The following is a 20,807-nucleotide window of genomic DNA, read 5'->3' as shown; positions in this document are numbered from 1 at the left end:
CAGAATTCATTTTTTTTGTGCTCGAGAACATAAATATTATGTGTTCGAGCACATTTTTTGTGCTTTTTCTTGTTTTATTAAAATTAAATATATAGTTTCGTCATGTATTAAGAAATTGAACCCCATTTAAGGCGCCAAATTAGATCGATTTTTCGGAGTATTTGTAAGGGGTAATATCTTGTAAAACAGGTGTTTGTAACTAAAAACAGTGTAAAATAGAACAAACCGTGTAGGAAAACCTTTTTATAAAATATTTTTCTGACATCCATAGAAATGATAACTAAAATTGGGCGCATTATGGGTTGAGTTCTTTATAAGGAATAGCAAGATGAAGACTATATAAATTATCAGAATATTATTACTAACCAAAACAACCTTAGAGTATGAAATTATTAACCAAAAACGAGCCTAGAAATTTACGGCTTAACAATCTTTCCAGAAAGGTTATTCAAATAACCTCTCTTTCAATATTAACCTTAAGTTTACCCGTTACAGCAGCAGAAATTCCTAAAATGGATTCTTCTGAAATTTATTTGCCACAAGAAATTGTTATCAAAGGAAGAGTGGTTAGCGAAAAAGGGGAAGCATTACCGGGAGCTACAGTTCTGGTAAAAGGCAGTAAAATTTCAACGATTACTGATTTTGACGGTAATTTTGCAATTGCAGTGCCAAAAAACACAGCTAGATTGGTCATTTCCTTTATCGGTATGGAAGAACAGGAAGTAGCAATCCAAAATACACCATTTACTGTTGTCTTAAAAGAAGAAGGTCAAAAATTAGAAGAAGTAGTTGTTGTTGGGTATGGTAAACAAAAGAAAACGGATCTTACCGGTTCTGTGAGTTCTATCGGTAAGGACAACTTGAACTTAGGAGGTACCGTTTCGAATGTTGGGCAAGCTTTGCAAGGACGTGCTTCCGGAGTTCAAGTACAACAAAACAGTTTTGCACCGGGAAGTACACCTTCAGTTATTATTAGAGGTGGTAATTCCCTTAATACATCTAACGCGCCTTTATACGTGGTAGATGGATTTATTACCAGTACTGGTGCATCGATTAGTCCAAATGATATAGAAAATATTCAGATTTTGAAAGACGCTTCTTCTACGGCTATTTACGGTGCCAGAGGAGGAAACGGGGTAATTATCATTACGACTAAAAAAGGAAAACTTGGAAAAATGCAAGTGGAGGCTGAAATCTCAGATGGTTTTCAAAATATTATCGAGGAGCCTTCCTTGTTGAATGGGCAACAGTATGCTAGTATTCAAAATGCAATTGCTGCCGAAAACGGTAGACCGGCTGTTTTCCCAGAGAGTTTTCCAATTGCCAATACCAATTGGTTTGATGCAGCAACCCGTACAGGAGAAGTAATTAACCGAACAATTACTTTCAGCGGAAGTGATAAAGTATCTAAATTTTTTCTTTCAGGAAATTATTTAAATCAAACAGGAGCTTTAGAAAACACAGATTTCGAAAAGTACACCGTTAGAATGGGAGCTGAGAAAAAATTTAATGACAAATTAAATATGGGGACCAATGTTTACGGTTCTGTAAGTGATGGAAATAATAGCAGCTATTCAGACAATATTTTGTCTCCATTATTTTCTATTCAAACTGCTCCTCCTAGTATTCCTATTTATAATCCCGACGGATCGTATTATAAATACCAGGGAAAAGATAATGCTTTAGCTCTTTTGTTAGAACCTACAGATAATACAATCAATAGATTAGTCAACGGAAATATGTTTCTCGACTATGAAATTATCAAAAATTTGACCTATCATTTTGGAGCGGGTGCAGAGTATCAAGGAGTTTTGCAAGGAAATTATACACCTAGTACATTGGTTGCAGGTGCTGCTCTAAAAGGGGTTGCTTCAGAAGAAAGCAGAACATATTTCAGATGGAGTACAGAGCAATACCTAACCTATAAATTTATGACAGGAGAACATTCTTTAACAGCAATGTTAGGAACCTCAAATCAAAAAGATACTTATGAGCAGGTAAGAGCAGCAGGTACTGGTTTTACGAATGATTTGTTGACATTTTATAATCTTCAGGGAGCCTCGGTATACTCAAAACCGGAAAGTTTTAAATCAGAAACGAAACTTACTTCTTATTTCAGTAGATTGAATTACTCCTTTTCAGACAAGTATTTAGCTTCTTTTACAATTAGAAAAGATGGTTCTTCTCGTTTTGGAACAAACAATAAATACGGGATATTCCCATCTGGTGCTATTGCATGGAAACTTTCAAATGAGTCCTTCATTCAAGATTTAAACACTTTTTCTGAATTAAAATTAAGAGCCAGTTATGGTATTACAGGAAGTGATGGTATTGGGGATTATGCATATATGAACAGGCTTACTTCTTATGGGGTGACGATTGCTCCGGATAATTTTGTTGGAGGAACTGAACCTGCAAATTTAGCAAACGCCAACCTGAAATGGGAGGAAACAGCTCAGACCAATTTAGGTTTGGATATGGGATTCCTTAACGGAAGAATCAGTGCTACTCTTGATGTGTATAAAAAATCAACCAGTAATGTGCTTTTGAATGTTCCTGTTGGACAATGGTGGGGTTTTAGCACTCAAAGAGTCAATTCGGGAGTGATTGAAAACAAAGGAATTGAGTTTGGTGTAAGCACTGAAAATTTCAGAACTGATAACTTTTATTGGAAAACATCTTTAAACCTTGCATACAATAAACAAGAGGTAATATCGCTTTCGGATAATGTTAAAATCATTAGTACCAATACATCTAATCCAAGTGGCGTTGTTTCAGGTCAGGAATTTACAAGACTGGAACCAGGGAAAGAAATGGGTGTATTATATGGTTACCAATATGCTGGAGTGGTGCAAACAGGAGAAGTTTACGCTCCGCAACCACTTTCTTTACCGGGAGATCCAAAATATGTGGATGTAAATGGCGACGGAACAATTACAGCCGATGATAAAACCTATTTAGGAAATTCTACACCACATTATATTGCAGGATTTAATAATGATTTAAGATATGGAAATTTTGATTTAAATATCTTTTTCCAAGGAGCATTTGATTATTCCGTATACAATATGACTGCAATGGTAGGAGAATCAACTACAAGTACAGATGCTTTGGATCGTTGGGTAGCGGGTGTTAATGAAGACACGAATATTCCAAGAGATGGGTATTACAAAAGTAAATATGGTAGTTATGTAAATTCAAAATTTGTAGAAGAGGCTTCTTATGTTCGTTTAAAAAACATTTCTCTTGGATATTCTATTCCGGAGAGCGCATTCAGACAAGCTAAATTTATAGACAATATCCGATTGTATCTTATAGGTCAGAATTTGGCAACTTTTACAAATTATTCTGGAAATGATCCGGAAGTAAACGGGCATTCAAACAACAATTTGGGTGGAGGAATCGATTTCAACTCATTCCCAGCTTCGAGAACTTTTATTTTAGGTTTAAAAGTTACCATTCACTAGTCTAAAAGGCTTTTTTACTAACATTAAATTTATTAAAATGAAAAAATATACAATACTATTTCTTTTACTTGCTGCTGGTACACAATTTTCGTGTAATAGTGATCTTGATCCTACCGTATATAGCAGTTTGACTAATACAAATGGGTATCAAACAAAGTCGGATGCCGTGGCAGCCATAAATTCGATCTATGCCAGACTAAAAGGGCCTGTTGTGGGCGATAACTTTTCATACTGGGCTACAAGGCATTTTGCTTTAACAGATATTGCTACCGATTTAGGACATTGTCAATATGGTGGTGATCCTGGACAATTGTCTCTAGGAACTTGGAATTCAGACAATGGACTGCTTAGAGAAGATTGGACTTCAATGTATAAGTTGATCGCCAATGCTAATAATGCGATTTTCAATATTACCCCTATGTCTGGAATTTCGGATGCAGAAAAAGCACAATTTATAGCTGAAGCTAAGTTTCTAAGAGCTTCTGCCTATATGGACCTTACTGATGCATGGGGACCGGTAATCTTAATTACAGAGGATAATTTGGCGAACCCTAATTATTTAGATCAGACAGCTCCAACATCAGTTGAAGATATCGATGCTTTTTTGATTAAAGATCTTAATGAAGCAGCAGGAATATTACCAGTTAATTACCAAGACAATGCGATTTATGACAGTAATGATGTGGGACGTGCTACTAAGGGTGCAGCACTAACTTTATTGGCAAAACTATATATGCGAAGTCATGATTGGCAGCAAGTAGTAGACCTTACTCAACAGGTGATAAATCTAAATGAATACAGACTTTTTCCATCTTACATGGGATTGTTTAAAGAAAGCAACAAATGGTGTAGTGAAAACATTTTTTCATCTCTTAGTGATGCCAATACAAATGGAACGGAATTGTTAAATCATTTTGGGCCGGTAGATCATCCGGTGGTTCAAAACAGATGGCAGTATTATACCGTAAACTGGGATTTCTACAATACTTTTGGCGACGAAGATGAGAGAAAACAATGTTTCTTTCCAGAATTTGTGGGTGTCGATGGTTTGTTGCACAAGCAAGCGCCTACTTTGGGTGCTGAACCACCAGCTGGAGAATTCTATATGCCGGATGTAGCCACCAGAAAATATGCTGATGATGAAACCACTACTTATTATGATGGGCACAGTGTAAACATATTACGTTATGCTGATGTGTTGTTAAGTAGAGCAGAAGCATTAAACGAGATTAACGGGCCAACTGCCGAAGCAATAGGTCTTATTAACCAGGTTAAAGCAAGATCACACGCTAAACTTTTAGTTTTATCTGATTATAACCAAGCCAGTTTGAGAGATGCTATTTTGCAAGAAAGAGGATGGGAACTTTTCTACGAAGGAAAACGTCGTGCCGATTTAATTAGAATGAACAAATATGACGTTCTGGTAAATGCGTACCATCTTAGAGTTGGAGAAGCAGCTCAAATCAAGATGCCTCAAAACAAATATTATACATACCCTCAAAGCCAGGTTAATCTTAACCCTAAGTTAAGTAATGCAGACAGACAGTAAATAATATTGGATATTTAAAAATCAAGAATGTAATGCTGTTGCAGATTATTACATTCTTGGTTTTTATAAAAAAGTAGTTGCATTTTTTTAAAACACACTTAAAATGATCAAGAGAATTTTGTCAAAAGGCCTATTTGTTTTCACTCTATTGCTACTGATGGCTTGCTCTAATAATCAAGGCAATTGTATCGAGAATATCAGTGTCGGAACTCATAGTAACAACGAATTGAAGATTCAAATTGATGTTACTACAAGTACTGATGCAAAGGTATATGTAGAGTATTGGCGAGATTCAATCGCAAGAAAAGGTAAAATGACCTCATTGATATCAGCAGAGGGCAGAAAACATTCGTTGGTACTCTGTTCTATTAGTCCTAACACTAAATACAGCTATCAGGTTGTAACTCTTCAAGGGGAGGTAAAAAATAAAAGCAAAGTTTATACTTTCCAATCCAGGAAGTTACCAGAATGGTTGCAAAAACAATTTCAGGCTACTTGCCCAAAACCCAATTTAATACCGGAAAATTTCAAAAAAGGCTTTTTGCTTTTGAGTAAAAGAGAAACCCCAGGTACCGCATATCTGGTAGATTATAAAGGGAATTTGAGATGGTATCATACTGTTGAAGGAACAGGATTTAAAGTTTCCCACTTTACAGATGATCAAAGTATTATTGCTATTTTGGGTAAAAATGATGAACCGACCAGTTATGGGAGTGAGATTTTGGAAATTAATTTACAGGGCGACACACTAACACATATTAAAAAAGGACAAGGCGATTTTAAACAAGTTATTCATCATGAAATTATAAAAAAATCAACTAACGAAATAGTGACTTTGTTTGTTGATGAAAGAATTACCGATTTATCTGCAATAGGTGGTAAAAAGAAAGATACCATCAACGGCGATGGGATTCTTATCTTAGATAAAAAAGGAAAACAGCTTTGGAAATGGAGTGTTTTTGATGATTTAGATCCAATGAAAGACAAAGCATTGTTGAAAACCAAAAAGGATTGGATGCATGCCAACAGTTTAAATTTCGATAAAGACGGAAATTTTATTATTTCGTTTTATAATAACGGTCAAATTTGGAAAGTAAATGCTAAAACCGGAAAAGTAATCTGGAAAATAGGTAAAGACGGTACCATGAAAATGCCAGCCAATTGTAACTTTTCACAAGCCCATGCGGCACATATTAATCCGGAAGGAAGCCTCATGTTTTTTGATAATGGAGTCGATAAAAAACAATCGTCAATTTTTGCTTTGAAAGTAGATGAAAAAAACAATACAGTAAAACAGGATTTCCAAGTTAAATTACCTACGGAAATATATAATGACAGAATGGGGAGTGCTTATATGATTGATAAAGAAACCATATTGGCTTGTTGTTCCAAAAGACATATTACAGTGCTTACCAATAAAAAAGGAGTATTGCTTTGGGCTTTAGAGTCGGAAATTCCGCCCTATAGAGTAGAGTTTATTCCTGAAGCGAAGCTTAAGCCATTCCTTATAAATTAAAAATAAATATTTTAGGATGCAGAGGAGAGAAAAGAACATCTTTGTTTGAAGCACTTTTTCTCAATCCTAGTTAAATTAACTTGAACTATGAAAAAAATAATTTTTGCCGGTTTAATTGCAGGGTTGCCTCTTTTATTATTCAATTCTTGTAATTCTTCCTCAGCTAAATCCATAACGGAGTCGGTAGCATCATCCAAAGATGCTTCTTATATCACAATTGATACAGCAAAAATACCTGATGATCAATTTGGGGAATCAGTTCGTTATGGAAGAGAGTTGATGCTAAGAACGTCGTATTACATTGGACCAAACGGCATTAACGGAAAATATTTGGGAAATAAAATGAATTGTACCAATTGTCATCAAGATGCCGGTACAAAACCATATGCTTTCAATTTGATGTCCTCTCATGACAATTACCCGCAATATCGCGGAAGGGAAAATAAAGTGCTCACCCTTGCCGAACGTGTTAATAATTGTATAATGAGACCACATTCAGGAAAACCAATTCCACTTGATGGGAAAGAAATGGTGGCTTTTTTATCTTATTTTAAATGGATTAGTACGTTCGTACCAAAAGACGGTGCATTCACGGGCGCTAAGAACTTAGAAATAGCTTTTCCTGATAGAGCTGCAAATCCTGCAAGAGGAAAAGTTCTTTATGCTGAAAATTGTGTTCGTTGTCATGGAAATGATGGTGAAGGAAAGTTTAATGAAGATAAATCAGCCTATATTTATCCTCCTTTATGGGGAGATTATGGGTATCAGCCGGGTTCCAGTATGCATAGAATTATTAAGCAAGCGCAGTGGTTAAAAGGTAATATGCCATTTGATAAAGTGACTCTTGGAAAACCGTATCTTACAGATGAACAAGCGCTTGATATCGCTGCTTATGTAAATGATGATGCCATCCATGCAAGGCCAAATCCTAAAACATTTGATTATCCTAACAAAATGAGTAAACCTATAGATTATGCAAATGGTCCTTTTGGCGATACTTTCTCAGCAGAACAGCATAAGTATGGACCTTTTAAACCCATTATCGATTTCTGGAAAAAGAAAGGTTTAAAACCAACTTACTAACGATCTGTCCTAAACAATAATTGCTCTTTAAATTTGAATTTTGAAATAAAATGAAAACAAACATAAAAAACAGACTTATTTTGAGAAAAATAGCATTTAGTATTCTTTTCATTTTCAGCATGCCGTTGATTGCCCAGCAAATAAAATACACCAATGGTAACGGTAGCTGGAACCCGGATTTGCTTGGAAATCATCGCGCTGTCATCGAGTTTAAAGGCAAAGGAACGGTTGCCAAAACAACTATTGAATGGCGTAGAAGAGATGAAAATCCGGAACAAAAAAGAATCATTGTTCAGGATGCAAAAACAGGTAAAGACATTCTAAATATAAAGACGGAGAACATAAACAGAGAATCCGGTACGGTTCTTTTTGAGCCAATTTCAGGCAAAGGAACCTATTATGTATATTATTTACCATACATAGACGAAGGACCTAAGGTATACTATCCTAAAGGAGTTTACGTTAAACCGGAAAATACTGCGGATGCAGGATGGCTGTCTAAAGTTAAATCAAATCTAAAGGCGAATTGTAGTGTTTCAGAAATTCAAAGTGTCAATGAATTCAATAGTTTTTACCCAATGGAGGTAATTGCTACAACTGCTGAAACACAAAATATTATTGCACAAAATAAAGGAAAAGCATTCTTGGTTTTTCCGGAAGATCGAATGAATTCTATTCGAATGCAAAAAGATTTACCAAAACGCTGGATTGACAAAGGAGTTCAAAATACTTTTTCGGATACGGCATTAAGAGGAGAATATTTGGCTTTTCAGTTGGGTGTTTACGCTTTACAAGATTTGAACAATGTAAAAGTTACTTTTTCAGATTTAAAAAATAAAGATGGGAAAACAATTGAAGCAAAAAATATAAGCTGCATCAATACAGATGGGGTAAAATATGACGGTTCTCTTTTTTCGAATACGGTAAATGTGTCAAAAGGAAAAATACAAGCCATGTGGTGCGGAATTGATGTTCCGGAAAGTACTCAGGCTGGAGAATACTTTGGTAAAGTTTTGGTTAGTTCGGGAGATGCCACCCAAGAGATTACCCTTCATCTAGCGGTAAGTGAAGCGGTAACACATAACGGTGGTATCGACCATCCCGAAAAAATGACCCGATTAAAATGGTTAAATTCCACCATGGCGCAAGAAAATACCGTAATTGCACCTTATACACCATTAGAAGTAAAAGAATCGGAGATTTCATTATTAGGAAGAAAAGTACTTTTGAGCAAAAATGGATTACCTGCTCAGATTCAAACTTTTTTCACACCTGAAATGACTTCAATTGGTACCAAAGCCAATGATATATTAGCTGCTCCTGCACAGTTTCATTTATTGGATAATACTGGAAAAGAAATTAATAATTGGAAAAACACCGGTTTCAAATTTACAAAAAAAGAGGCAGGAACCGTATCATGGGAAAGTACTAATACCGATACTGCTGTTGAAACGCAGGTCAACGGAACCCTTGAATTTGACGGATTTTTATCGTACACCGTAAAAATTACGGCGCTTGAAGATGTCACTTTCAATGATATTAATTTTCAAATGCCTTTGCAACCAACTTCTGCCAAATACCTGATGGGATTAGGTCAAAAAGGAAGCGAACGTCCTGAATCAATTAAATGGAAGTGGGATGTGGCCAATAAAAATCAGGATGGTGCCTGGATTGGAAATGTGAATTCGGGATTGCAGTTTTCATTAAGAGATGAAAAATACAGCCGTCCTTTAAATACTAATTTCTATTTACAAAAACCATTGCTCTTACCTGCTTCTTGGGGCAATGGAAGCAAAGGGGGAATAGATATCGTTCCTAACGGAAAATCGGTTTTGGTTACTGCTTACAGCGGAAGCCGAAGCATGAAAAAAGGAGAGGTCTTGTTCTATAATTTAAATCTGCTAATTACGCCTTTTCATGCTATAAATACGGATTTTCAATGGGACAGCAAATTTTATCACCGATATAATAATTTGGATACCATTGCAAAAACAGGAGCTACAATAGTGAACATTCATCATGCAACTCCTATAAATCCTTATATCAATTATCCTTTTATCGAGCATGATAAGATGAAAAGTTATATTGACGAGGCACATGCTAAGGGTTTAAAAGTGAAAATTTACAATACCATTAGAGAGCTTTCCAATAAAGCACCCGAAACTTTTGCTTTGAGAAGTCTGGGACATGAAATTTATTCTCCGGGAAAAGGGGGAGGATTTAGTTGGTTGCAAGAACATGTGGGTGACGATTATATTGCCGCCTGGTTTGTTCCAGAAATTAAAGATGCTGCAATAGTAAACAGTGGTATGAACCGTTGGCACAATTATTATGTGGAAGGAATGAATTGGTTAACCCAAAACGTTGGTATTGATGGTGTTTACCTTGATGATGTAGCTTTTGACAGGGTTACAATGAAGCGAGTTAAAAGGGTATTGACGAAAGACGGACATCCTGGAATAATTGATTTGCACAGTGCCAACCAATACAACAAAAGTGATGGGTTTAATAACAGTGCCAATCTATATATGGAGCATTTTCCATATCTGAATAAACTGTGGTTTGGAGAATATTTTGATTATGAAAAAAACCAAGCTGACTTTTACTTGACTGAAGTAAGCGGAATTCCTTTTGGATTGATGGGTGAAATGTTGCAGGATGGTGGAAATCCTTGGCGTGGTATGATTTACGGTATGACGAACAGAATGCCATGGAGTGAAAATGCAGATCCGCGTCCAATCTGGAAAGTATGGAATGATTTCGGTATCAAAGGTTCTGAAATGATTGGATATTGGAGCGAAAACTGTCCTGTAAAAACGACTAACGATAAGGTATTGGCAACAGTTTATAAAAAGAAAGGCACGGCATTAATTTCTATCGCCAGTTGGGCAGATAATGATGTAAAAGTAAAACTGAATATAGATTGGAAAAAATTAGGAATTGATCCTGCAAAGGCTACAATAACAATCCCTGAAATAAAGAACTTTCAATCAGCACAGCAATTTTCTGTTAATTCGGAATTAGCAGTTCCTAAAGGAAAAGGATTGTTATTGATAGTTAATCAATAATCTTTTTTTAAGTCTTTTTAACTTGAATTCTATTGTTCTTTATGGTTTGGTTATCATGATACTTAAGGGTGTAAAGAAAGAGCAATGCGAAGGAATAAAAGACACAATGTATGAAATCGCCATGATTCTAAACACAAAAGAAGAGTGGCGATAACATATTACTTAGCCTGTTAGCGATCATTCGAATCCGTTAAAAAAATAAATATCTAGCATGAAATTTAAATCAGTATTACTTCTTTTCTGTTTTATAGGTCAGTTTGCTGTCGCACAAAATAACGCGCCAACGATAAAAGAATATAAAAAGGTTTTTACAACCTATCCATTTTCTGATCCGGATCCTATTCCGAAGCCGGACACAAAAGTCTATCCGTATTATCGATTTGACGGCTTTACGGATAAGCCGGTACAAAAAGAATGGAAAGTAATCGAACTGGAGAACGATTATATCAAACTGACCATATTGCCAGAGGTAGGAGGTAAGGTTTGGTCTGCCATTGAAAAATCAACCGGAAAAGATTTTATTTACAACAATCATGTAATTAAGTTTCGGGATATTGCCATGCGTGGTCCTTGGACCAGCGGTGGTGTAGAGGGAAATTATGGAATTATTGGCCACACTCCTAATTGTGCCACGCCAGTAGATTATATTACCATTAATAGACAAGACGGTAGTGTAAGTTGTGTGATTGGTGTATTTGATTTACTTACCAGAACTTCTTGGAAATTAGATATTAATTTACCGAAGGACAAAGCTTATTTTACCACTAATTCTTTTTGGTTTAATGACACTGCATTTGAGCAGCCGTACTATACTTGGATGAATACAGGGATTAAGGCAGCAGGAAATTTACAATTTATTTATCCGGGAAAAAATTACATAGGCCACGATGGGGAGTATAATTCATGGCCAATCAACAAGGAAAATGGAAAGGATCTTTCTTTTTACAACAACAACAATTTTGGAGGGTATAAATCATACCATGTGTCTGGTAAACATAGTGATTTTTTCGGAGGATACTGGCATGACGAAGATTTCGGAATGGCTAGATATAGTAATTATGAGGAGAAACCCGGGAAAAAAATATGGATATGGGGTTTATCCCAACAAGGGATGATCTGGGAAAAATTATTGACGGATACAGACGGGCAGTATGTAGAAGTGCAAAGTGGCAGATTGTTCAATCAATCTAGTGAAAACAGTATGTACACGCCTTTTAAACACCGTTCTTTTTCACCATATCAGTCGGATTCTTGGACAGAGTATTGGTTTCCAGTTAAACAAACCAAAGGCTTCGTAAAAGCGAATAATTATGGTTCCGTAAATGTGAAAAACGAGAACGGCTGGTTGAAGATTTATTTTTCGCCATTGCAAAAGTTGAACGAAAAACTGCTTGTGTTGGATAATGGCAAAGTGGTGTATTCCAAGGATATTTCCGTTAAGCCGATGGAATTATTCAAAGACTCTATTCGTGTTGCTGTTGATGAAAACAAATTAAAACTAGCAATCGGGGAGAATAAACTGGTTTGGAATTCGGCACCAGAAGATGGAAACCTAAGTCGACCATTAGAAATACCAAAAGATTTTGATAATAATTCTGTATACGGTTTATACCTGCAAGGGAAAAATTGGATCAGTTTTAAAGATTATATAAAAGCGGAGGAGAAGTTAACGGAATGTTTGAAAAAAGACCCTAATTATGTTCCGGCATTATCGGATATGGCTTCTTTGCAAATTAGGAAGTTTCAATATGCTGAGGCAGTTAGTACAGCAAGCAAGGCTTTGGCAATAAATACTTATGACCCTGCAGCCAATTATTATTATGCGTTGGCCAATCTGCATTTAGGAAACAGCACAGATGCCAAAGATGGATTTGATATTGCTGCTTCAGGTGTGGAATATAGAACTGCTGCTTATACCGAATTGAGTAAGCTTTATTTTTGTGAAAACGAACAAACCAAAGCCATTGAGTATGCAGAAAAAAGCTTGTTCAACAATCAATATAATTTAGAAGGACTGCAACTGTTGGCAGTAGTATACCGTTTGCAAAACAATATTTCAAAAGCGAGTGAGATACTAAATAAAATTAGCGCAGTTGACCCTTTGAATCATTTTGTTCGTTTTGAGAAATTTCTTTTGGATGGTTCCGAAGTCTCAAAGCAAGGTTTTACTTCGCTGATACAAAATGAAATGCCACAACAAACCTATTTGGAATTGGGGATTTGGTATCAGAATTTAAATCGTAAAGATGAAGCGTTAAAAGCGTTTTCGCTTGCTGTTCCAAATGCAGAACTATTGTATTGGAAAGCATTTTTGGAAAACAAAGCAGTAGATTTAAGTCAGATTCAACCTGGAATCAGTTTTCCATTTCGGGCTGAAACCGCCAATGTTTTAGAAAAATTGATTCCAACAAATGGACAATGGCAATTAAAATACCATCTGGCTTTGATTGAATGGAACCGAAATAATCTTGCGAAGGCGAAGGAATTGTTCAGGCTATGTGGCACTAAACCAATGGATCCTGCTTTTTATGCGGCAAGGGCGGCACTGATGAAAGACAATCCGGAATCGGCTTTGATTGATCTGCAACAAGCCATTAAATTAGATAAACAAGGATGGCGATACCCTAAATTGTTAACAGAGCATTTTATCGCACAAAAGCAATATGACAAAGCATTGACTATTATTGAGCCTTTTTATAAAAAGCATACAGATAATTATATCATGGGAATGTTATATGCGAAAACACTCTTGCTTAATAAAAAATATGCTTCTGCAGATGCTTTGCTAACTCAATTGAAAATTCTTCCTTTTGAAGGAGCTACTGCGGGCAGACAATTATACCATGAAGCCAAACTAATGCAGGCAGTAATGGAAATGAAGAAGAAGCAATACAAAAAAGCATTGCAGTTTATTGCGGAAGCAAAGCTATGGCCTGAAAATTTGGGTGCGGGTAAACCATATGACGAAAACATAGACGAAAGAATGGAGAACTGGTTAAACTATTTGTGTTATACTAGCCTTGACGATAAAGAAACTGCTACGGAGTCCTTGCAAAAAATCGTTGCTTTTATTCCAAAAGTTGACAATACAGTAATGAATTTTTTACCGGCAAATCAACTGGTTTCGGCATGGGCAATCGAAAAAACTTCCACTGCAAAAAAGGCAGAAGAATGGTTGGAGGCGCAAGCGAGGAGCTATCCTTCCAATAAAATTATTCAATGGTGTTTACAGGTCTACACCAAAAAGCAATCAGATAGCTTAACGGAAGATGAAAAGGATGGCGAGGTGAGAATTTTGGAGCAACTTTAAAAAAGTCAATGCTAGCAGGAAATATCAGGCAATAACTATGAAAGAAGAAAGGCAAAAGTATCGGGAAATATTCGAGCTAATGTGATCAAAAAATAACCATGATAAATAAATAAAAATGAACAAGCTTTTTTTAAAATATACAATTTTTAGCATAATTCTATTAGTATCCGAAAAAATAGTAGCACAAAACCTTGACCAAAATAGAGATGATTTATCGGTTTACAGAGTGACAGAGCTAAAGGTTAATGACCTAGTAAATACAAAACTTGAGGTATCGTTTGATTATGGCAAACGGTATTTATACGGAAAAGAATGGCTAACGCTAAGGCCTCATTTTTATGAAACAGATACGCTTACTTTAGATGCCAAAGGAATGGACTTTAAAGAAATCGCCATAATAGAAGGAAAGAAAAAAATTCCTTTAATTTATACGTATGACAATGAGCAACTTTTTATCACTTTAAACAGAAAATATAAAAACACAGAGAAATACACCATTTACATTGATTATACTGCAAAACCAGATGAATTAAAAACAAAAGGAAGTGTGGCAATTACAAATGCAAAGGGTTTGTATTTTATAAATCCAGACGGTAAAGCTGATAAACCAGTACAGATATGGACACAAGGTGAAACAGAAGCATCGTCCGTTTGGTTTCCTACTATTGATAAGCCAGGTCAAAAAACAACTTCCGAAATTGCCATGACAGTAGATGCTAAATACACTACTTTATCAAACGGAAAATTAGTTACCCAGAAAACCAACAAAAATGGAACCCGCACAGATACTTGGAAAATGGATTTACCGCATTCTCCGTATTTGTTCATGATGGCAGTAGGAGATTTTAAAGTATATAAAGAATCTTATAATGGGAAAGAAGTCAGTTACTATCTGGAACCAAAGTATGCGCCATATGCCAAACAAATTTTTGGAAAAACGCCGGATATGATGAATTTTTACAGTAAAATGTTAGGAGTTGAATATCCGTGGGCCAAATATTCTCAAGTGGTTGCCAGAGATTTCGTTTCTGGTGCCATGGAAAATACTTCAGCTACTTTGCATGGGGAATATGTACAGAAAACAGACAGAGAATTACTGGATGCAAATGAAGAAAGTACTATCGCTCACGAACTTTTTCACCAGTGGTTTGGAGATTATGTAACTGCCGAATCTTGGTCAAATTTAACAATGAACGAATCTTTTGCAACATTTGGTGAAGTGCTTTGGCATGGACATGATGCAGGGCAAGATGCAGAAGACAGGTCGCGTTATGAAAAATTACAAAACTATTTGCGTTCTCAAAAAAATGGAATGAGTCCAGTTTTGGCTCGTTTTCATTATAATGACAAAGATGATTTATTTGATAATATTAGTTATTCAAAAGGTTCTATCATTTTATATGCTTTAAAAAATCAAATGGGTGATGAAGCTTTCTTTAAATCATTAAATCGTTATTTGACAACGTATGCTTTCAAAAATGCAGAAACACATCAGTTGCGCTTGGCAATGGAAGATGTGACCGGAAAAGATTGGAGCCCTTATTTTAATCAATGGTACTATCAGGGAGGTAATCCAATTTTAGAAATTCAATATGGTTATGCTAATGGAAAAGCTACTATTTCTGTAAAGCAAACGCAGGATAGTTCAGTACAAACATTTAGCCTGCCATTAAAAGTAGATATCTATGTAAATGGAAATAAAATAAGCAAGAATATTTTAATTGAAAAACGAGAACAAAATTTCAGTTTTGAGGTACCAGTCAAGCCAGATTTTATAGATATGGATGTGGATAAAATTGTAGTGGGACAAATTATTGAAAACAAAAAAGTTGAAGATTACCTTTATCAATACAAAAATGTTCCATCGTATTTCAACAGAATTGAAGCAATAAAATTTGCAACCAAAGATAGAAGTCATACTGCCCAGCTTATCTTATTGGCTGGATTAGGAGATCAACAGGATGATTTAAGAGCACTGAGTGTTAAAGGGTTAGATTTAAATGATAGTCAAACAAAAGATGCCGCATTGAAAAGCTTACTTAGCATCGCCAAAAATGATAAAAATACAACTGTTAGAGCCTCAGCAATTTTGAAATTGGCATCTACTGGTGATATTGCCTATAAAGAATTAATGAACGAAAGTATTAAAGAACAGTCATATAAAGTGATTGCTGCAGGTATATCGGGATTATTAAAATTCTCTGCTGAAGAAGGAAATAAAGCATTGATATCATTGGATGAAGACACCAAAAAACATGTAACCATGCTGATGAAAAAATTTGAGAATCAAAAATAGTTCGCAAAATGGTAATCAAAATGAAATATTCAAAAGTTGCTTTTTCTTTCTTTTCTGCGATTCTTGTTAGCGTTGTGTCGTCGGCCCAAAATTCAAAAATTGAACTATCAATGCCTCTTGGAGGGAACGCTTTCAGCTCTTTACATCTGGAAGAAAATCCAACAATTACAAATAACGGAATAGAAAACTGGATTAATCCCAAAGAGTATTTTACAGCCTACTTCCGAATTTCGAAACCTGGGACATTTACAATATCAACAGATGAATCAGTTGTTGTTTCTGGGAAATCAGTGGTAGAATTTACTATCAATGATGTAGCCAAAAGAGTTACCTATAATGAAAGAAAAAAACAATCGGTAGCAATTGGAAATTGGAAAATCTCGGATACAGGTTATGTTGCCATAAAAATAAGAGGAATCAGTAGGACTGCAAATGCTTTTCCTTCTATTTCGGGATTAACAATTAGTAGTTCTGATTTTAAAGGAAAAATTGCACTGGTTCCGAATAACGAAGGGAATTTTTATTACTGGGGTCGACGCGGGCCTTCGGTTCATTTAAATTACCAAGTACCTGAAAATGTAAATGCTGAATGGTATTATAACGAAATTACTGTTCCGATAGGTCAGGATATTATAGGTTCTTATTATATGGCGAACGGTTTTGGCGAAGGCTATTTTGGAATTCAAGTTAATTCTGAAAAAGAGCGTAGAATCTTGTTTTCTGTGTGGAGTCCTTTTGAAACTGATAATCCGGAAAGTATTCCCGATTCTCAAAAAATAAAGTTGCTGAAAAAAGGGAAAGATGTAACAACGGGGGAGTTTGGCAATGAGGGATCTGGGGGACAAAGTTATTTGAGATATAATTGGATTGCCGGCAACACTTATAAATTTCTACTCCATGGGATGCCCCAAAAAGATAATACAACTACTTATACGGCCTACTTTTTTGCTCCGGAATTGGGTCAATGGCAGTTAATTGCCAGTTTCAATCGCCCACAAACCAATACGTATTTAAAGCGATTTCATTCTTTTTTAGAAAACTTTATCCCAGAGCAAGGTGATGTATCGCGTAAAGTGTTGTTTAGTAATCAATGGGTTTTCGACACTAAAGGAAATTGGATTGAAGTAAACTCTGCAAAATTTACTATCGATAATACTGGAAATAAAGGGTGTCGTATGGATTATTCAGGAGGTTTGGATGGTGAATCATTCTATTTAAAGAATGCAGGTTTTTTTAACAATTACACTAGGACGAAAAGTATTTTCGTAAGACCTTTAACTAACAATAAACCCAATATTAATTTTAATGACTTACCATAAAAGGTAATCCTCGTTAGAGCAATTTAACCAGGCTATATACAATTGTTGTGGCTATTTTTTTAAACTAATTAATTTATATAATAATGAAAACTACTTTTTTTAAATCCGTCCTGATTATGTGTTGTCTGTTGGGATGGATAGTGGCATCTGGACAAATGATAAAGACTACTTCTCCAAAACGTCCAAAGGGGCAAACGGATGTTTTGCGTCTTGCCGTATCTCCAATACCAACAGTTCGTATTGCATTTATCGGATTGGGTATGCGAGGTCCTGGTGCCGTTGAGCGCATGACACATATTCCGGGAGTCGAGATTGTAGCTCTTTGCGATATGTTGGAAGACAGAACAGCCTCAGCAAATAAGATTCTTGTGAAAGCAGGGCTTCCAAAAGCGAAAGAATTTTTTGGAGAAAACGCTTGGAGACAAGTAACAGCACTACCTAATGTAGATCTTGTTTATGTAGCCACAGATTGGAAACACCACGCTCAAATAGGTGTCCAAGCCATGAAAGATGGAAAACATGTAGCCATTGAAGTGCCGGGTGCCATGACAATGGATGAAATATGGGAATTAATCAATACTTCTGAAAAAACACGTAAACACTGCATGCAATTGGAAAATTGTGTGTATGATTTTTTCGAGCTTACCACATTGAATATGGCGCAACAAGGTTTGTTTGGAGAAATTCTTCATGCAGAAGGTGCTTATATTCACAATTTGGAACCTTATTGGGCAGATTACTGGAACAACTGGCGTTTGGATTATAACATGAAACACCGTGGCGATATTTATGCTACTCACGGTATGGGACCTGCTTGTTTGGCATTAAACATTCACCGTGGTGATAAGATGAATTATCTAGTATCAATGGATACAAAAGCGGTTGGAATTCCTGCTTTCATCAAAGAGACAAAAGGAGAGGATTTGAAAAATTTCAGAAACGGAGATCATACAATGACAATGATACGTACCGAAAACGGAAAAACAATCCAAATTCAGCATGATGTTGCTAATCCTCGTCCTTACAGCAGGATGTATCAATTGACCGGCACTAAAGGGTTTGCAAATAAATATCCTGTAGAAGGATATGCATTAGATTCAAAAGCTATCGGGTCAGATATTGCTCCAAACCATGAAAACTTTAATGCACACAGTTATGTCCCTAAAGATGTGAAAGAGGCTTTGATGAAAAAATATAAAAATCCAATTGTTTTAGGAATTGAAGAAAAAGCTAAAGAAGTTGGAGGTCATGGAGGTATGGATTTTATTATGGATTACCGTTTAATTTATTGTTTGCAAAATGGATTTCCTCTTGACATGGATGTTTATGATTTGGCAGAATGGTCCTGCTTGGCTCCATTAACAGAAATATCTCTGGACAATAATTCTGCTCCGGTTGAGATTCCGGATTTTACTCGTGGAGGTTGGCAAAAATTACAAGCTGTTGAGTTTTCTAAATAAATAACCGCAGATTTAATTCAGAAAAGAGCCGTCTAGAAAGTATTTTTTAGACGGTTTTTCGTTTTATAGCGATTACGGAGGTAGTAGCAAATCCCAATGCATTTATAGTTTAATGACAATTTGTAATGATTATTTAATTCTAATGCATTTGATTTAATATTGTTTAAAATTCTTAATTGAAGCAAATAGAAGTTGAACAGCTTTATCATGTGTTTAATGAAGAAATATTAATATAGAGATAGACATAAAAAAATCCATTTTACAGCCTGTAAAATGGATTTTTAATAATTAAGGAATCGTTGTATACCAGTCTTGACATATTTTGATAGCTGCAAATTCCAATGATATTGACCACTTCAATTTAAAGTGATGTTTTCTAATAAAGCTAACTTTATTTGTGTTTGTGCTGCAATTAAACAAATTTATTAACTAGCAACTTTAATTAATTATAAAATATTGTGATTTATTTAGAAATATTTATTAATTATATGTTAATTTTTTTTTGCATGTATTTCAATTGTTTTAAGTAAATTAGCCTTTGATTGGAAAATATCTTCTTCAGAAGAAGCGAAGCTATTCGGTTTTAGACAGAAAATTTGTTTTATGAACCCAAATAAATTAATTGACAATGAAAAAATTAAAAATTGTGTGTTCAGTGTTAGTTGTAGCTTTATCAGTAATGTCATGTAGTGGAGGTGGTGATGATTCGCCAACTCCTGTAAATCCTCCAACAACAGGAGGGGGAGGGTCAACAGTAACCAATCCTACCTACACGGCCAATATTAAATCAATTATAGATGGAAATTGCATATCGTGTCATGGTCCTGGAGGAGAACAAAGCAATCATCCGCTTCTAACGTATGAAGAAGTAAGTTCCAGATCTACGGATATAAAAGAAAGAATTGGAAAACCGGCCGGAGATCCAATGGTGATGCCTAAAGGAGGGAAATTGTCCCAGACTAATATTGATTTGATTAATAAATGGATAGCTAACGGAATGCCAAATTAAAAATGTGTATTGAAAAGATAGAAGTTGCAATGCATTTATTTTTAATGACAAAATAACTAAAACCATCAAAAAACACAAATTATCATAGTTGTGAGCCCATAAAAGTTAAAAACTTTGGTGGGAAAAAAAGTCAAATGCTATTATGAATTTAAGATTCAATGTATAATGAGGTTTTAGTAAATACAAATCAATTACTGATGTTCTAATAAGTCTCGGATTGCAAATCAGTGAGTAAAACAAATTTTCAATTCAATAGGGTCTTATCTTTTTTTGTTTATCGAATTAAAGTAAAAGAATCGCTAATACTTAACAGTTAAAAAGGAAAGAGAAATGAGTAAAAAAATCAAAATAATTATTTTATTGGTTGCCGTGATTGGACTGATTGGCTTTTTCGCCTATAATTATGTAATGCATGGGGGGGCTAGAAATTTGACAACCGAAAAAACAAATTTTACAGTTACTTCGGAATCTATCACTTCAGAATTTACTACAAATATCCAAAAAGCAAATGAAAAATACCTCGAAAAAGCAGTAGCAATAAAAGGGAAAATCACTGCTTCTAATGGGAATGAAGTTATTCTGGACGGGATTGTCATTTGTAATTTTAAAAGTCAGGATTTGTCAATCAAAAAAGATCAAACGGTAACCGTAAAGGGAAGGGTTGTAGGTTATGATGATTTGATGGGCGAATTAAAATTAGATCAATGTTTTGTAATCAAAAATTAAACTA

General features: G+C 35.3%; 11 protein-coding genes. All 11 read left to right on the top strand.

What is annotated here, in order from left to right; all coding sequences use genetic code 11:
• Positions 1-383: 383 nt before the first annotated feature.
• The 11 genes from ABEB23_RS05310 (at position 384) to ABEB23_RS05260 (ending at position 20,803) form a co-directional block, all read left to right on the top strand.
• Positions 384-3,467, top strand: coding sequence for a SusC/RagA family TonB-linked outer membrane protein (locus tag ABEB23_RS05310; RefSeq protein ID WP_348811383.1), 3,084 nt, complete (start codon positions 384-386; stop codon positions 3,465-3,467).
• 37 nt (positions 3,468-3,504) lie between these two features.
• Positions 3,505-5,016, top strand: coding sequence for a RagB/SusD family nutrient uptake outer membrane protein (locus ABEB23_RS05305; protein WP_348811382.1), 1,512 nt, complete (start codon positions 3,505-3,507; stop codon positions 5,014-5,016).
• Between the two features lie 103 nt (positions 5,017-5,119).
• Positions 5,120-6,532, top strand: a complete 1,413-nt coding sequence (locus ABEB23_RS05300; RefSeq protein WP_348811380.1) for an aryl-sulfate sulfotransferase — start codon at positions 5,120-5,122, stop codon at positions 6,530-6,532.
• A gap of 87 nt (positions 6,533-6,619) precedes the next feature.
• Positions 6,620-7,615, top strand: coding sequence for a c-type cytochrome (locus tag ABEB23_RS05295; protein ID WP_348811379.1), 996 nt, complete (start codon positions 6,620-6,622; stop codon positions 7,613-7,615).
• Positions 7,616-7,665: 50 nt separating this feature from the next.
• A complete protein-coding gene (locus ABEB23_RS05290; protein WP_348811378.1) occupies positions 7,666-10,683 on the top strand; it encodes a glycoside hydrolase domain-containing protein in 3,018 nt (1,005 codons plus the stop codon).
• Positions 10,684-10,894: 211 nt separating this feature from the next.
• A complete protein-coding gene (locus ABEB23_RS05285) occupies positions 10,895-13,993 on the top strand; it encodes a DUF5107 domain-containing protein (protein ID WP_348811376.1) in 3,099 nt (1,032 codons plus the stop codon).
• Positions 13,994-14,108: 115 nt separating this feature from the next.
• On the top strand, positions 14,109-16,289 hold the full coding sequence (locus tag ABEB23_RS05280; protein ID WP_348811375.1) for a M1 family aminopeptidase: 2,181 nt from the start codon (positions 14,109-14,111) through the stop codon (positions 16,287-16,289).
• 20 nt (positions 16,290-16,309) lie between these two features.
• Entirely contained in the window at positions 16,310-17,608 is a 1,299-nt protein-coding gene (locus ABEB23_RS05275) for a DUF3472 domain-containing protein (RefSeq protein WP_348811374.1), read from the top strand.
• A 116-nt stretch (positions 17,609-17,724) separates the two neighbouring features.
• On the top strand, positions 17,725-19,068 hold the full coding sequence (locus ABEB23_RS05270) for a Gfo/Idh/MocA family protein (protein WP_348811879.1): 1,344 nt from the start codon (positions 17,725-17,727) through the stop codon (positions 19,066-19,068).
• 628 nt (positions 19,069-19,696) lie between these two features.
• Positions 19,697-20,077, top strand: a complete 381-nt coding sequence (locus ABEB23_RS05265) for a c-type cytochrome (RefSeq protein ID WP_348811373.1) — start codon at positions 19,697-19,699, stop codon at positions 20,075-20,077.
• Between the two features lie 330 nt (positions 20,078-20,407).
• Entirely contained in the window at positions 20,408-20,803 is a 396-nt protein-coding gene (locus tag ABEB23_RS05260; RefSeq protein ID WP_348811372.1) for an OB-fold protein, read from the top strand.
• The last annotated feature ends 4 nt before the right edge of the window (positions 20,804-20,807 follow it).

The sequence above is a fragment of the Flavobacterium maritimum genome, assembly GCF_040049085.1.
In the GTDB taxonomy this organism is placed as follows: Bacteria; Bacteroidota; Bacteroidia; order Flavobacteriales; family Flavobacteriaceae; genus Flavobacterium; species Flavobacterium maritimum.
The sequence above is the reverse complement of the archived record's forward strand: the minus strand, read 5'-3'. Positions and strand labels throughout refer to the sequence as shown.